14 protein-coding genes are annotated in these 14,631 nt (G+C 74.0%); 5 read left to right on the top strand and 9 right to left on the bottom strand.

Annotated elements, in window-relative coordinates; all coding sequences use genetic code 11:
- Window positions 1-38 precede the first annotated feature (38 nt).
- A complete protein-coding gene (locus OHA34_RS04070; RefSeq protein WP_329520748.1) occupies window positions 39-947 on the bottom strand; it encodes a methyltransferase domain-containing protein in 909 nt (302 codons plus the stop codon).
- Window positions 948-1,045: 98 nt separating this feature from the next.
- Between OHA34_RS04070 and OHA34_RS04075 the strand changes: the two genes are divergently transcribed.
- The 4 genes from OHA34_RS04075 to OHA34_RS04090 are packed head-to-tail and all read left to right on the top strand — an operon-like array spanning window position 1,046 to window position 5,847.
- On the top strand, window positions 1,046-2,281 hold the full coding sequence (locus tag OHA34_RS04075; RefSeq protein WP_329520749.1) for a cytochrome P450: 1,236 nt from the start codon (window positions 1,046-1,048) through the stop codon (window positions 2,279-2,281).
- A 59-nt stretch (window positions 2,282-2,340) separates the two neighbouring features.
- Window positions 2,341-3,459, top strand: coding sequence for a nucleotide disphospho-sugar-binding domain-containing protein (locus tag OHA34_RS04080; protein WP_329520750.1), 1,119 nt, complete (start codon window positions 2,341-2,343; stop codon window positions 3,457-3,459).
- Between the two features lie 11 nt (window positions 3,460-3,470).
- Window positions 3,471-4,640, top strand: coding sequence for an SAM-dependent methyltransferase (locus OHA34_RS04085; RefSeq protein ID WP_329520751.1), 1,170 nt, complete (start codon window positions 3,471-3,473; stop codon window positions 4,638-4,640).
- 4 nt (window positions 4,641-4,644) lie between these two features.
- A complete protein-coding gene (locus OHA34_RS04090; protein WP_285943273.1) occupies window positions 4,645-5,847 on the top strand; it encodes a Nif3-like dinuclear metal center hexameric protein in 1,203 nt (400 codons plus the stop codon).
- Here OHA34_RS04090 and OHA34_RS04095 read toward each other — a convergent pair.
- The 3 genes from OHA34_RS04095 to OHA34_RS04105 form a co-directional block, all read right to left on the bottom strand.
- A complete protein-coding gene (locus OHA34_RS04095) occupies window positions 5,797-6,603 on the bottom strand; it encodes a class I SAM-dependent methyltransferase (protein ID WP_285943272.1) in 807 nt (268 codons plus the stop codon). The two genes, OHA34_RS04090 and OHA34_RS04095, sit on opposite strands and share 51 nt — an antisense overlap.
- 153 nt (window positions 6,604-6,756) lie before the next feature.
- Complete coding sequence (locus OHA34_RS04100) at window positions 6,757-7,023, bottom strand: MoaD/ThiS family protein (protein ID WP_285943271.1); 267 nt, start codon at window positions 7,021-7,023, stop codon at window positions 6,757-6,759.
- Between the two features lie 31 nt (window positions 7,024-7,054).
- Window positions 7,055-7,945 carry a formylglycine-generating enzyme family protein gene (locus OHA34_RS04105; protein ID WP_285943269.1) on the bottom strand — a complete coding sequence of 297 codons (891 nt, stop codon included), beginning with the start codon at window positions 7,943-7,945 and terminating at the stop codon, window positions 7,055-7,057.
- Between the two features lie 56 nt (window positions 7,946-8,001).
- On the opposite strand from OHA34_RS04105, the gene OHA34_RS04110 reads away from it, so the two are divergent.
- Entirely contained in the window at window positions 8,002-8,871 is an 870-nt protein-coding gene (locus tag OHA34_RS04110; protein WP_285943267.1) for a methyltransferase domain-containing protein, read from the top strand.
- On the opposite strand, the gene OHA34_RS04115 is transcribed toward OHA34_RS04110, so the two are convergent.
- The 5 genes from OHA34_RS04115 to OHA34_RS04135 form a co-directional block, all read right to left on the bottom strand.
- Window positions 8,864-10,699 (bottom strand): hypothetical protein, encoded by a 1,836-nt coding sequence (locus tag OHA34_RS04115; protein ID WP_329520752.1) that lies wholly within the window; start codon window positions 10,697-10,699, stop codon window positions 8,864-8,866. The genes OHA34_RS04110 and OHA34_RS04115 overlap by 8 nt on opposite strands.
- 169 nt (window positions 10,700-10,868) lie before the next feature.
- Entirely contained in the window at window positions 10,869-11,660 is a 792-nt protein-coding gene (locus tag OHA34_RS04120; protein ID WP_285943265.1) for a sugar phosphate nucleotidyltransferase, read from the bottom strand.
- Complete coding sequence (locus OHA34_RS04125; protein ID WP_285943264.1) at window positions 11,657-12,568, bottom strand: class I SAM-dependent methyltransferase; 912 nt, start codon at window positions 12,566-12,568, stop codon at window positions 11,657-11,659. The genes OHA34_RS04120 and OHA34_RS04125 overlap by 4 nt, the downstream gene beginning before the upstream one ends.
- A gap of 20 nt (window positions 12,569-12,588) precedes the next feature.
- The gene (locus OHA34_RS04130) at window positions 12,589-13,491 is read right to left on the bottom strand and encodes a homocysteine S-methyltransferase family protein (protein ID WP_285943263.1); all 903 of its coding nucleotides are present in this window, start codon (window positions 13,489-13,491) and stop codon (window positions 12,589-12,591) included.
- Window positions 13,492-13,494: 3 nt separating this feature from the next.
- Window positions 13,495-14,631, bottom strand: coding sequence for a trans-sulfuration enzyme family protein (locus tag OHA34_RS04135; protein ID WP_285943261.1), 1,137 nt, complete (start codon window positions 14,629-14,631; stop codon window positions 13,495-13,497).

Consider the following 14,631-nt stretch of genomic DNA (forward strand, 5'->3'; position numbering starts at 1 on the left):
GCTCACCAGACCGTGGGCGGTCCGGCCGCCTGTGGCGGTCACTCCGGCTTGTCTCCGCTGACCAGGAGGATCTCGCCGGTGGGGCGGACAGGGCCGTCCGGGAACGCCTTGGCGAAGGTCCGCTCGGCGTCCTCATCGATCGCCCGCCGCGTCTCGTCCGGCAGCGACGACAGCAACTGGATGAAGGGCCCGGCCGTCTCGGTGAACAGTGCCCACGCGGCGGCCGGATCCGGGGCCTCGAAGATGGGCGCCTCGAACACCTCGGTGCGCACGCCGGTGAAGCCCGCGCCGGTGAGGAGGCCGGCGAGGTCCGCCGGCGACGACAGCGCCACGGGCCCGTCGCCGTCGTCCCCGCCGGTGGGCAGCGGTACGTGCCGGGACACGATTCCGTTGGTGAGCTGGAACGGCATGCAGCGCTCGGCGGAGCCGAGCGTCATCGCGACGAAGCGGCCACCGGGCCGCAGCGCGGCCAGCACCGCGCGCACGGCGCCCCGCCTGTCGGGCATGTACTGGAGCCCGGCCCGGCAGGTCGCGACGTCGAAGCCGCCCGCGGGGACGCCCAGCTCATGCTCGCCGGGGATCGTGCGGAACTCGACGTTGGCCGCGCCGAGTTCGGCCGCCAGCGTGCGCGCCTCCGCCACCATCGGCCCGCTGAGGTCCAGGCCGAGGACGCGGCCCTCGGGCCCGACCAGCCGGGCGAGGTCGAAGGCCGGGTTGCCGACCCCGCAGGCCAGGTCCAGTACGCGCTGACCGGCCCGGGGCGCGGCCAGGCGCAGCATCCGCTCGGTGATCTCCCGGCCGGGCTCGGTGAAGCTGGTGCGGTGGCGCCGCCAGGCCGAGGCGCACAGCGCCCACTCCACCCGCTGCCGCTCACGTGCCGCCTCCATGGTCATCCGGCCTGCCTCCTCGTTCGGGACGGGTTGCTCGATCCCTGCAATGCTAGACATTTTTCAAGTGAATGGATAATGTTCGGATGTCGTGATCCGACGGCCGGGCCGAGCGCGGAGACGGAGGCCCAGACCGGGCGACTGACAGGAGTTCCACGGTGGACACCCTTCACGATCAGGCCATCCCGGACGACCAGGCCGAGCTCGTCTTCTTCCGGATCCTCCAGAATCCGGTGGACGAGGATCCGGCGGAGCATTATCGCTGGCTGCACGAGAACGCTCCAGTTTTCTGTACCGAGACCGGCATGGTGGTGCTGTCGCGCTACGCCGACGTCGACGCCGCCCTGCGCGACCGGCGGCTCGGCCGCGGCGAGGAGTCGGTGCAGCACCTCACGAACCTCCCCCCGGACCTCCTCGAACCGGTGATGGCCCGCTGGAAGCGGACCATGGTGTTCGCCAACCCGCCGCTGCACACCCGGATGCGCCGTCCGATCGCGTCCGCCTTCACGCCCTACCACGTGGAGCAGCTCAGGAAGACCGTCCGCGACACCGCCCGGCGGCTGCTCGAAGGGCTCGCCGACCGGCCGGGGGGCGATTTCGTCCGGACGGTCGCCTCCCCCCTCGGCTCGGCGGTGGTCGGCGACATGCTCGGTGTCCCCGAGCGGGACCGGGCCGAGCTCGCCCGGCTGTCGCCCGAGTCGATGAAGGTCTTCGACCCGCTCACCGCGGCGGACGACCTGCCGGCCGCCGCCGCGGCCGAGATCCGCATGGCCGACTACTTCGCCGAACTGCTGGCCGAGCGGCGCCGCGAGCCCCGCGACGACATGCTCACCCGGCTCGCCGCGGCGGCGAGCGACGGGACGCTCGAAGAGGTCGAGGTGGTGGCGGCGTCCGCCAACCTGATGAACGCCGGCAGCGACACCGCCGTGAACCTCATGAGCAACTCCATGGCCATCCTCCTGTCGCATCCCGACCAGCTCGCGCTGCTGCGCGAGGATCCGGGGCGCATCCCGCGCGCGGTGGAGGAGCTCGCGCGCCTCGATCCGCCGCTGAACCTCAATCCGCGCACGGCGCTGACCCCCTGCACGGTGGCCGGCGTCGAGCTCACCGCCGGGCAGATCGTGATCGGGATCCAGGGCGCGGCCAACCGCGACCCGGAGCGCTTCACCGATCCCGACCGCGTCGACGTGACCCGCGACGAGGGCCCCTCGCTGTCGTTCGGCGGGGGCGTCCACTTCTGCCTCGGGGCGCACCTCGGCCGGCTCGTCCTCGCCGAGCTGCTGGCCTGCCTGGTGACCGACTTCTCCGCGGTGGAGCCGGCCGGGCCGGCCCGGCGGCGGCCCGGCCACAACCTGCGCGGGCTCAGCCACCTGCCGGTGAACCTCCGCCGCTAGCGCACCGAGACCGGGACGCCGGCGCGCCGAGGCCGGGGGACGGTCCAGAAGGGCGAACGATGCGTGTGCTTTTCCTGTCCACCCCGCTGGCGAGCCACCTGTACCCGATGGTCCCGCTCGCGTGGGCGCTGCGCGCGGCGGGGCACGACGTGCTCGTCGGGACGACCGGGCCCGCGCTCCAGGTGGCCGGCGCCGGCCTGCACGTGATCGACTTCGACCCGCGCCGGGAGTGCGCGTCGGTGGCGCAGATCAACGCGGGCCGGCCCGACCTGGTGACCGCGCGCGCGACGCGGGTGGCCGACGGGCGCCCCCTGCTGGTCGAGGCGACCCGCCGCTACGCCGACCAGATGATCGCGACCGCGGAGCTGTGCCGGCCCGACCTCGTCGTGCACTCCCAGTTGCAGGGCGGCGGGCCGCTCGCCGCCGCGAGCCTGGGCGTGCCCGCCGTCGAGCACGGCTCCAGCCTGCTGCGCACCGACGACTTCTACGACCGCCTGCCCGAGCTGATCCCGGAGACGTTCGCCGCGCACGCGCTGGACGGCCTGCCGCGGCGCGCGGCGCTCGACGTCGCGCCGCCGAGCATGGTCGCCGAGCAGCCCGGCGCGTGGCCGATGCGGCACATCCCCTACAACGGGGGCGGGCGGCTTCCCGAGGAGCTCGCCGGCCGGCCGCCGGGGCGCCGGATCGCGGTCACGATCGGCACGTCCATCATGGCCCCCAACATGGCGCCGCTCCTGGCCCGCGTCTTCGAGGTCGCCGGCGACGTCGACGCCGAGTTCGCGGTGCTGCTCAGCGGCGTCGCCGGCGATGCCGAGCACGACGCGAAGGTGCCGCCGAACGTCCGGATCATCCGCGACTGGGTGCCGCTGCGCCCGCTCCTGGACGGCTGCGCGGGGATCGTCCACCACGGCGGGGCCGGTTCCACCCTGGCCGCGCTCGACGCCGGAGTCCCCCAGCTCGTGGTGCCCTCGGGGGCGCCCAACTTCCTCCAGTCCGACTCGGTGCGCGAGCGCGGCGTGGGGCGCACCGCCGAGGTCGGAGAGCTGGACGCGGCCCTGGTCGAGGGGGTCCTGGACGACGCCGGGATCCGCGCGGCGGTGGCCGAGGTCCGGGCGGAGATGGCCGCGCTGCCGTCCCCGGTCCAGATGGTGCCCCGGCTCGCCGAACTCGCCGCCTGAGGCGGCGGGCCGTGCAGGAGCGGGCGGACGTGCGGCCGGGCGGGGCGCTGGCGGGCAGCACCGCCGCGGCGCTCACCGACGTCTCGATCTTCCGCGCGGCGGCCGGGGTCCGGCACCGCGTCGGCGTCGAGATCGCGGGCTGCCGGTATCCGATCTCCCCGGTGTCGGCCGGATTCCTGTCCCTGCGCGCGGACCTGTTCCCCGCCGCCCACGACGTCGCCACCGACGCGCTCGGCATGGGGCGGCCGGTGGTCCTTTCGGGCGATGGCGCCGAGGCGGCGGCGCGGCTGACCGCGGCGGTCGGCGGCAGCAGGTGGATCCGCGCGCACGGCCGCGAGGAGGTGCACTTCGTGGTGCCGGCCCGGTTCGTCCGCGACCGGGCCGCGGCGCTCGGCCGCCGCCTGCCGCGCCGCCCGCCCCGGCCGGACGCGCCGCACCAGCACCTCACCGCCGTCGGGGTCGGGCCCCGCCCGCTCGGGACGCAGGCCGAGATCCTCGGCGTGCTCGACCGGGCGGAGGCCGTCGTCGCGACCGACTGGACCTACGCGAACACGCTCCCACGGCTCCTCGGCGCGCCGCTGCCGAGGGGGCCCGGCCGCCATGTCGTGCCGTACGACATCACCGACTACGACGCGACGATCAGCGGGGTCGACGACGTCCTGACCGCGTTGCAGGGCTCCGGGGTGCGCGAGGTGGCGCTCCTGGTCGAGGGGAACCCCGACACCTACGACGTGCTCGACGGCGTCCGCCTCGACCGGCGCCGGCTGCACGTGGTGCCCGGCGTCCCGATCGCGCTGGTCGCGGCCGCGGAGTTCGGCGCGCGCCTGACGCCGAGCCCGTTCGCCTCGCAGCTGGCCTACCTGTCGGGGCTGCCGCTGCGGCACGAGCAGACGCCGGCCGAGCTGCGCGTGGAGCTGAGCCGCTACCTCGCGGCCGGGGTGTCCTGCGTCCTGGTCGAGATGACGTTCGGCGATCTCGGTCTCGCGGTCCAGGCGGCGCGCGCGGCCGGCCCGCCCAAGGTCCTCGCGCTGCTCACCGACCGCTATTCGCCGGACGCCCGCGAGATGGTGGCGAGCGCCGCCTCCCCGGACCAGACGCGGGCGCTGCTGGAGCAGGCGAAGGGGACGCTCAGCACTCTGCTGATCTTCGACGCCCCGGCCGGCGGCGGCGGGGGCGGGTGAGCCCGTGACCGCCCCCGGCGCGGTCCCGCTAGCCGAGGTGGTGGCGCTGCTCGACGCGGCCCGTCCGGGCGGGCGGGCGGACGGCGGCGCCCCGGCCGGGCTGGTGTGCGGGGACCCCGGCTCCGGCGCGGCCGTCCGCCGGGTGCTGTTCGTCGTCGACGTCGTGGCCGGCACGGTCGCGGAGGCGGTCCGCGCCGGCGCGGACCTGCTGGTGGCCCACCGCGCGCCGTACGCGCGCGGCATGGGCGCCCCGTCCGGTGCGGGACTCGACGGCCGGCTGCTCTACCGGCTGGCGCGCTCCGGCGTGCCGCTCTACATCGCCGGCCCCGACGGCGAGGGCGGCCGCGATGCCGGGGCCGTTTCGGACGCCCTCGCCCGGCGGCTCGGCCTGCGGGACGTCCGGCCGCTGGTGCCGGTGCGCGAGCGGCTGGACCAGGTGGTCGCGTTCGTGCCGGGCGCGGACGCCGGCAAGGTGATCGACGCGCTGTCCGGAGCGGGCGCGGGCGTCGTCGGCGACTACAGCCGGTGCGTGTGGACGACCGAGGGCACCGGCTCGTTCCTGCCCGGGGCCGGGGCCAGGCCCGCGGTCGGCTCGGTGGGGCGGATCACCGAGGAGCCGGAGACCCGGGTGGAGATGGTCGCGCCGCGCTCGCTGCGCGACGCCGTCACGGCTGCGCTGCACGCTGCACACCCCTACGAGGAGCCGGCCTACTACCTCTACGAGCTGGCGGGGACGCTGAGCGACCGGGGCCGCGGGCGCCTCGGCGAGCTGCCCGAGCCCGCCACGCTGAGCGAGTTCGCCGCGCGCGTAGCGGCCCGGCTCCCGGCGATGCCCGCGGGCGTGCGCGCGGCGGGCGCCCCCGGCCGGACGATCCGCACCGTCGCCGTGCACGGCGGCGACGGCGAGGGTCTTCTCGCCGACGCGGAGCGTTCCGGAGCGGACGCCTTCGTGACCGGCGAGCTGCGCCGGGACCCGGCGGCGGACTGCCTGGCCGCCGGGGGCCCGGCGCTGGTCGTCGCGGGGCATTGGGCGACTCTGCGGCCCTGGCTGGACGTGGCCGCGGCCCGGCTCGGGCGCGATCTCGCGGACGCCGGGCGGCCCCCGGTGGCGGCCCTGGTCTCGGACCTGGTCACCGACCCCTGGACGGTGTTCGGGTCAGGCGGGGCGCGCGATGGTGAGCAGGTAGGGCATCTCGATCGTGAGTGAACCGGTGCCGTCCTTGCTCTGGGCGGCCAGCATCTCGGTGAGCGCGGCGTACGCCTCCGGCCAGCGCCCGCTCTCCTTGAGTGCGGAGACCGCGCCGGTCAGCGGGCCGCACCGAGTGGTGATCATCGTCGCGGCGTCCTCGGCCGACTCCCACTTGACGTCGATCGACCGTTCGAGCAGCGACAGCTCGACCGGCAGGTCGGCGAAGAACGCCGGGACCTTCTCGGGCCTGGCCCAGTCGGCGGGGTCGTGAGCGGGCGCGGACCCACCGTCCGGTTGGGGAAGGAACCGCGAGACGACGTCGCCGACCTTGGAGAATCCGGCCTCCGGCGACCACGCGGTCGACGCGACGGCTCCGCCGGGACGGCACACCCGCAGCAGTTCGGCGGCCATGAGGGCGGGTTCGGGCGCGCCCATCGCCCCGAACGTCGAGAGCACCCGGTCGAACGATCCGTCCGGGTAGACGAGGTTGCGCATGTCGCCCTCGCCCCACTCGATGTTCAGGCCGCGGGTCTCGGACCGCTCGCGGGCCGAACGCAGCAGCTCGGGCGTGATGTCCTGGCCCGCCACGCGGGCGGCGCCCGCCTCGGCCGCGGCGATGGCGGTGTTCCCGGTGCCGGTCGCCACGTCGAGCACGTGCAGCCCGTCCACGCCGATCTCGTCGACCAGGGCGCGGCCGACCTCGGCGAAAAGGTCGCCGAAGGTCACATAGTCGCCTGCCGCCCACATCTTGCGCATGGCTTCTGTCTGCTCCACGACTACTCCTTACGGAAGCGAATGTGCATGGGCCCCATCGGGGCCCGCCACGCTACCAGAGAGCCCCGTCCGGGCCGGCTCACGCGGACCATTCGGGCGGGCCGGGCCCGGCCATCTCCAGCAATACCCCAGCAACCGAACATAATTCGCAGATCAGCCACCCGCCATGGGCGGGACAATGGTGATGACGTTTCCGGCGCCGACCGTTGTCGAGGACCGGTCGCCACGCGGGACGGCGGTGTCATCGAGGTAGACGTTGAAGTAGGTGCGCGGCTCGCCGTCGGGGTCCAGCAGCCGGCGCCGGTAATGCGGGTGGTCGTCCGCGAATCGCTTGATGACCTCGTGCAGCGGCCCTTCACCGCCGTCGAACTCGCTCTGCCCGCGGTGCGACCATCCGGCCGGTAGGACGATTCTCGCCATCTCAACCTCCCGCGCCCGGTCCGCGTCCGGCCTAGGCGTCGCGCGCGCAGCGGAAGCCGAGCGCGAAATTGGACCACCCGCCGGGATCGCCGTGCATGCGCTCGCTACAGCGGACCTGATAGCGGAAATTCATCCACGACCCGCCGCGGATCACCCGGTAGAAGCCCATGACCTTGCGCACGACGGGATCGCACGCGGCGACCTCGCCGTAGAGGTGGGAGAGCGTGGCGGTCCATTCGTAGACGTTCCCTGCCATGTCACTGCATCCGAAGACGCTGTCGCCGCCCGGGGAGAAGGACCCGACGGGCGTGGTCTGTGGCAACGGACCACTGCGCCGGTGAACCGAGTGCCACCATTCGCGCCAGGCGTCGAGCGAGCCCAGCGGACCGGCGTGGAGTTCGGCCGTGTTCGCCTCGTGCGTCCCCTCGGAGGGCTGCCATTGGTCCCCCCAGGGCCAGACCTTGAAATGAGCGCCTCTGGCGGCGAATTCCCATTCGGTCTCGGTCGGCAGCCGTTTTCCCGACCATCGCGCATAGGAGTTCGCGTCGTTCCAGGAGATGTGCACGACGGGGTGGTTCTCGTAGTCGCGGATCTCGCCGCGGACCTCACCGCCGTGTCCGCCGGGACGTTTCCAGCAGGAGCCTTCCCGTTCCTCCCAGTACTGGTCGCCGTACACCATGCCGTAGCCGGCCCGTTCAGCGTCGGTGACATAGTCGGTGCCGTGCGCGAACTGCCGGAACTCACCCACGGTGACCGGATGGCGGTCCATCCAGTAGGGCTGGACCGAGGCGCGGAACTGCGGGGTCTCGTCGGCGAACCATTCACCGGGGAGCGGCTGCCCCTGATCTTCGAGCCAGTCGCCCATCCACGGCGGGGCGCCCTGGAGGAACGTCCCGCCCGGAACATAGATCATCTTCGCCATCGGAACTGAATTTCGCTATATGTTACATTAGCAACTTCCCGAGGTGGGGGGACGCCATGACCGGATCGCCGCGCGCCGCCGAGGCGGGCGCCGACGTCTTCGAAGGCCGCGTGGACGCCTGGGACACGTGGCGGGCCGCGCCGTGGAACCGGCTGCGCTACCGGCTGGTCGAGCAGACCCTCGACCGGGGGTTCGGCCGGGCCGGTGCCGGCTGCCGGGTGCTCGACGTCGGCGGCGGCGACGGGGGCGACGGCCTGGGGCTCGCCGAGCGGGGGCACCGGGTCACGATCCTCGACCATTCGCCGGCCCTGCTCGACCGCGCGGCGGCGCGGGCCGAGGCGGCGGGCCTGGCGGGCCGGGTCCGGACCGTGCGCGCGGACCTTGACACCATGCCCGCCCTCGATCTCACCGGGCCCGGGGGCGAGGCGCCCGGCGGGTTCGACCTGGTCCTGTGCCACAACGTGCTGCACTACCGGGCCGACGTCGCGGGCACGATCGGCCTCCTGGTGCGGATGGTCGGGCCCGGCGGCACGCTGTCGGTCATGGCCCCGAACCCGGCGATGGACGTCCTGTCCAGGGCCGTCCGGCTGGCCGACCCGGCGGGCGCCCTCACGCTCATCGATGCCCCGACCCTGCGGTCGGAGACCTTCGAGCACGACATGTGGCGGCTGGAGCCGGGGTCCGTCGAGGCCGCGCTGGCCTCCGCCGGATGCCCGGTCCGCCACCGGTACGGGATCCGCTGCGTCATGGACCTCATCACCGATGACGCCCGCAAGGCCGATCCGGCGTTCTCGGCCGCGGTCGAACGGCTCGAGCTGGAGCTGTGCGACCGGGAGCCCTACGTGCGGACGGCCCGGTTCTGGCAGCTCCTCGCCGTCCGCGACGGCGGGCCCGGCGCCGTCCCGCCGGGTCCGCCGGTCACCTGACATCGGCGTCGGCGACGGCGAACAGCACCCCGTGCGGGCGGGCGTGGCCCCAGGAGCCGTGCGGCCACTGCTGCCGGTCGAAGTCCAGGCACGGCGTGCCGTTGTTCTCGTCGCGGAACGACAGGTCGAGCGAGAGCCCGCGGGCGGGGTCGAAGTCGGTCATGCAGATCTTGTGGTCGCCGTCGATGCCGGCCTGCGCGACGAAGTAGTCGCTGGTGACGATGCGGCGGATCTGGTCGGTCTCGCGGTAGTAGCCGTCCGGGCCGGGCCGGAAGTTGTCCATCGCGCCCCAGTGCGGGCCGATCCCGACGCGTCCCTGCGGGCCGCCGATCCCGCCCTTGATCTGCTGGGCGTCGAGCAGCGCCGGGCAGTCGGGTTCGCTGCCACCGCGCGTGATCTCCCCGAGCCGGTCGATGCTGCACCGGGGATCCTTGCCGGAGCGCAGCAGCTTCCGCACGTCCAGGACGAACACCATGCCGCTGTTCTGCTTCAGCGGGACGCGCGGGTCGGAGCCCATGACGGCCTGGAACAGGTAGCGGTCGTCGGGGGTGATCTGGAGCCAGCTGCTCCCGGCGTTGGACCCGGTGAGCGGCGGGTCCAGGCCGAGTCGCCGGTAGGCGGCGGTGCTGTCGAAGATCTCGCGCCACTTGGGCGCCCGCGCGGTGATGTCGGGGGTGTAGAACACCGCTCCGCCGGCCATGGTCGAGGCGAACGCGCCGCGATGCGCCGGCAGTTGGGTCACCGACGTCTCCATGACCATGCGGTCCTCGTCGAACGCCGGGAGCTTGTCGACGCGGGGACCGGTGGGCAGGTGCGAGACCGACAGCAGCCGGGGACGGGCCCGGTCGGCGATGTCGAAGATCCGCACGGTGTTGCGCAGCAGGGTGGGGTCGGTCAGCTTGGTGTCGGGGTCCAGATAGTTGCGGACCTCGGCGAAATCGCTCATCACCAGCCGGTTCAGGTCCTCGCGCGCCTGGATCCCGTGCGGGTTGGCGCAGCTGGCCTTCGGCAGCGCCGGAGCGTTGTGGCACTTGGCGGGGTTCTCGGCCGCCGCGATCGCGGCCGGCGTCTCGCTCACGGTCCTTCCGTCGGTGCCGATCCGCACCAGCTCGCCCGGGGAGCCGGCGAAGCCGTTGCCCTCGCGGGTCTCGCCGTTGGTGTAGCGGCACGGCCCGGACACGTCCGGGCCGCCCAGGTACGACCCGTACGCCGACCCGTCTTTGGTGGTCCAGAAGGCGTCGGGCACCGAGCCGCACGGCGTGTCGCGCGACAGGTTGATCCCGGTCAGCTTCAGCTCGGGCAGCTTGGCGACGTCGAACACGTAGGTGGTGTCGGTGAACATCGTGCCCGCGAAGACGCGGTTCCCCTTGTGCCAGACGTACTGCATGTGGTGCGGCTCGCCCTTGACCAGCGGGCCGAGCGTCACCGTGTTGACCACCCGCCCGTACGTCCGGGAGCCCTTCGTCGCGTCGATCACCGCCATGAAGTCGGGCGGGGTCTGGCCGGTGGTCGCGGCGGGCGACGCGCCGTGCCGGTGGGACGGGGCGGACTCGATGCCGCCCGCCGTCTCCGCCCCGGTCCATGCGAGCAGCCACTCCCGGCGGTGCGCGCCCGTGCCGGGGTCGGCGGTGACCAGGTGGTTGGTCGCCGTGTAGGTCTTGCCGTCCGATCCCTTCACACTCGTCGGGACGACCCGCACCGGTGAGGACGCGGCGGAGCGGCGGGCGGCGGCGGTCAGCGGGCCGATCAGGGCGATCAAGGCGATCAGGACGGCGACGGCGACCAGGGCCGTCGCGGGGCGCCGATGCGGTGACGTGAGCGCGGGCACGGGGACCTCCTCGAACACGCGGCGATAGTTCGTTTAGAAACATATAGTTATTCGTCAAAGGTGACAAGACTCTAGAACCACCCTCAACGCGCTGATCTTCCGATCTATCGCCGGACGATCGAGCGAGATACTACATAATCAAGAAGTTCGTTCATTTCGGGGGGCGCGTTCAGCGCACGCGGTCGAGGCCGTATCGCGCGTCCGCCCGCCGGTAGGTGTCGAGGCTGCTGCCGACGTCCGTCCACCACCCGGTCACCTCGGTGCAGGCGAGCCGGCCCCTCCGGGCGTACACGCGGTTCAGGTCCCAGATCTCCGTCTCTCCGCGCGCCGAGGGACGCAGGGCGCGGATCTCGTCGAACACGTCGCGGTGGTAGAGGTAGCAGCCGAGGTCCATCAGGCCGGGCCCATGCCTGGCGGGGTCCTTGTCGGGGATGCCGGTCACCCTGGCGCCGGACGTCAGCAGCGGCGTGTAGCCGGCCGTGTCGGGGGTCCGCGTGGCGAGGATCCGCGCCCCGCCGCGCTGCGCCGCGAAGTCGGCCACCGCGGGTGCGAGCGACGGCTCGATGAGCACGTCGCCGCAGGCGACCAGGAACTTGTCGGTGCGCAGATGCCGCTCGGCCTGGGCGATCGCCGACGGCATCCCCCGCCCGTCCGGCGGCTGCCAGACGTAGGCGAGGCTGCGCAGCCCGAACCGCCGGCCGTCGCGGAGCGCGTCCAGGAACCCGCCGGCGTGGCGCTCGTCGATGACCACCAGCACGTCGGCCACGCCGGCCCGCGCGAGCTGGGCGGTCACCCGCGCCACCAGGGGCTCGCCGCCGATGGGCAGGAGCTGCTTGCTGGTCCGGTCGGTGAGGGGGGCCAGCCGCGTTCCGTTGCCTCCGGCGAGGATCACGCCCGTCACCGGTCCGCCCGGCGGATGCCCGGCGTCCACCGGGCCGGTGCCCATCGGACCGCCGCTCATCGGGACGATGGCCGTCCGGACGGCGCTCCTCCGGACGGGGCGACGGCCCGCAGGCACAGTGCGGTGGACGGCAGGGACAGCCCCCCGTCCGCCGACCGGAAGCGCTCGGCGGCGGTCCCGACGGCCCCCCAGGTGGCCGGGTCGTCCTCGGACCCGAACCGCTCCCCCACCCTGCGGATCAGCGCCCGGGGCGTCACGGCCCTGGTGAAGTCGACCCACTCCCGGGTCGAGCCGAACCGGAACGGCACCGTGAACTCCTCCACCGACACACCGGTGAACCCCGCGCCCGCCAGGACGCGGGCGAGCCGTCCGGGGTCGGACATGCTGAACGGTCCGGGCTGCCCGGCGGGCGGCGGCGGCAGCTCCAGCCGCTCGCCGAGCACCGAGTAGCCGAGCGACATCATCGGCACGGCCTGCGGCGGGCCCCAGACCGCGGCGGCGAGGACGCCGCCCGGCGCCAGCAGGCCCGCCAGGCTCCGGAACAGCGCGGCGTGGTCGACGGCGAACATCAGCCCCCAGCGGCTGAGCACCACGTCGAACGAGCCCGGCGCGAGGCCCGGTTCCAGGTCGAGCGACTCCAGGTCGCCCGCCGCGAACTTGACGTTGCCGAGCTCTCCGGCCCGCCGCCGCGCGATCTCGAGCATCGCCGGGGAGATGTCGGTGCCGAGGACGCGGCCCGCGGGCCCGACCATCCGGGCCGCGGCCAGCGCCGGTTCGCCGAGGCCGGTGGCGACGTCCAGGACCCGGTGCCCGCGCCGCACGCCGCCGAGGGCCAGCAGCCGCCCGGTCACCGCCGCCGCGCCCCGTTCGAACGTCTCCAGCGACGCCTCCCAGCCCGGGCCGATGCCGTCCCAGGTGGTGCGCTGCTCCCGCTTCACGGTCCGCGGGTCGAGGGGTGCGGCCTGCATCGGCGTCCTCCTAGACGTTGTCACCCGCCCACCCGCGCCGCCCCGTTCCGGGCCGCCGCGAGATGGGCCGGGGTGGTGCCGCAGCAGCCGCCGAGGATGTCCGGCGCGTACTCCTCGCCCCACCGGGCGAGGAGGTCGGCGAACTCGGCGGGCTCCAGCGCGGCCGGCAGGTGGCGGTCCAGGTGCGTGCGGGCCCACGTCCCCTGGCGGTCCTCGATGTTGGGGTAGGCGCCGATGGGCCCCGAGAGCGCCTCGCGCAGCAGCCGGAGAGCGGTCTCGGTGGCCTCCGGCCCGGCGCAGTTGACCAGGACGGCCTCGGCGCCGTCGCGCTCGGCCGCCTTCGCCGCGTCCACCAGCGGCTCGCCCGACAGCAGCAGGCCGTCGGCGCCGATGACGAACGAGACCCAGGCCCGTCCACCGGCGGCCTGGACCTGCTCGAGCGCGATCGCGGCCTCGCGCGCGGTGTTCATCGTCTCGACCAGGACGAGGTCGGCGCCCGACCGCATCAGCTCGGTCGCCAGCCACCCGTGCTCGGCGCGCAACTCCTCGTCGGACGGCACCAGGTCGGGCCGGTAGCAGTCCTCGACCGGCGCCATGGAACCGGCGATCCGCGCCCGTTCCGCACCGCGCGCCGACCGTGCCACCCCGACCGCCGCGTGCACCATCCAGGCCAGGCCGGCGTCCTCGAGCCCGACGCGGCGCAGGGCCCGCAGGTTGCACCGGAAGGTGTTCGCGGTGATCACCTGGGCGCCCGCGCCGAGGTACCCCTCGTGCACCTCGCGCAGCCGGGTGCGCCGCGCCTCGCCGTTGAGCGCCAGCGTCGTCCACCAGGGCGCCCGCACCGCCAGCCCGGCGCGCTGGAGCTCGCTCCCGGTCGCACCGTCCAGCCAGGTGGTCGTCTTGCCGTTCCGGTCATCGCCCATCGGTCATCGCTCCTCACCCGGCCGCAACGCGGCCACCAGATCCGTCACCAGGTCCTCGGGGTCCTCGATCCCGGCCGAGACGCGGACGAGGCCGTCGGTGATCCCGAGCGCCAGCCGGTCCTCCCGGGGCAGGGGGGCATGCGTCATCAGCGCCGGGCACTCGATCAGGGACCGGACGCCGCCGAGACTGACCGCGCACGCAAACAGCCCGGCCCGGTCCATCAGCTTCTCCGGGTCGCCCGCGTACTCGAAGCTGACGATCGAGCCGGGCGCCGACATCTGGCGTGCCGCCAGCTCGTGCTGGGGATGCCCGGCGAGCCCCGGGTAGTGCACCGCCGTGACGTGCGGCGAAGCGCACAGCGCCGCGGCGATCGCCGCGGCGTTGGCGGTCTGCCGGGCGGTGCGCAGCGAGAGCGTCTTCAGGCCGCGGTGCACCAGGAAGCAGTCGAACGGGCCCGGCACGTTGCCCGTGGCGGTGCGGTGGAAGCGGAACGCTCGGTGCAGGTCGGGGTCGTCGTAGACCAGCGCGCCGCCCAGCACGTCGGAGTGGCCGGCGATGGACTTGGTCGTGCTGTAGAGGGTGATGTCGGCCCCGAGGCGCAGCGGCTGCTGGAGGGCGGGGCCCGCGAAGGTGTTGTCGACCAGCACCAGGGCGTCGTGCGCCCGCGCCCGCCGGCCCACCTCGGCCAGGTCGGCGATCTTCAGCAGCGGGTTGGTGGGCGTCTCGGCCCACACCATCGCCACGTCGTCGCCGAACGCGGCGTCCAGCGCGTCCGGATCGCTGAGATCGACGTGGTCGACCGCGATGCCGAACCGGCCCAGCAGGGAGAACAGCGCGTGGGTGCCACCGTAGAGATCGTCCGAGGCGATCAGCCGGGAGCCGGGGTCGAGCAGCGACAGGGCCGTCGCCCCGGCCGCCTGGCCGGAGGAGAAGGCCGTCGCGTGCCGCGCGTCCTCGAGCCCGGCGAGGCATTCCTCGAGTCCCTCGCGGGTCGGGTTCTCCCCGCGCGCGTAGAAGTAGCGCGGCGGGTCCTGGGCCCGCCGCTCGTAGGTCGCCGCGACGTGGATCGGGGGGACCACGTCGCCCGTGCCGTCCGCTGGTTCCTGGCCGAGCCGCACCAGCCTGGTGTCGAAGCGCAT

Origin of the sequence: Spirillospora sp. NBC_01491 (assembly GCF_036227065.1) — a bacterium.
In the GTDB taxonomy this organism is placed as follows: Bacteria; Actinomycetota; Actinomycetes; order Streptosporangiales; family Streptosporangiaceae; genus Spirillospora; species Spirillospora xylanilytica.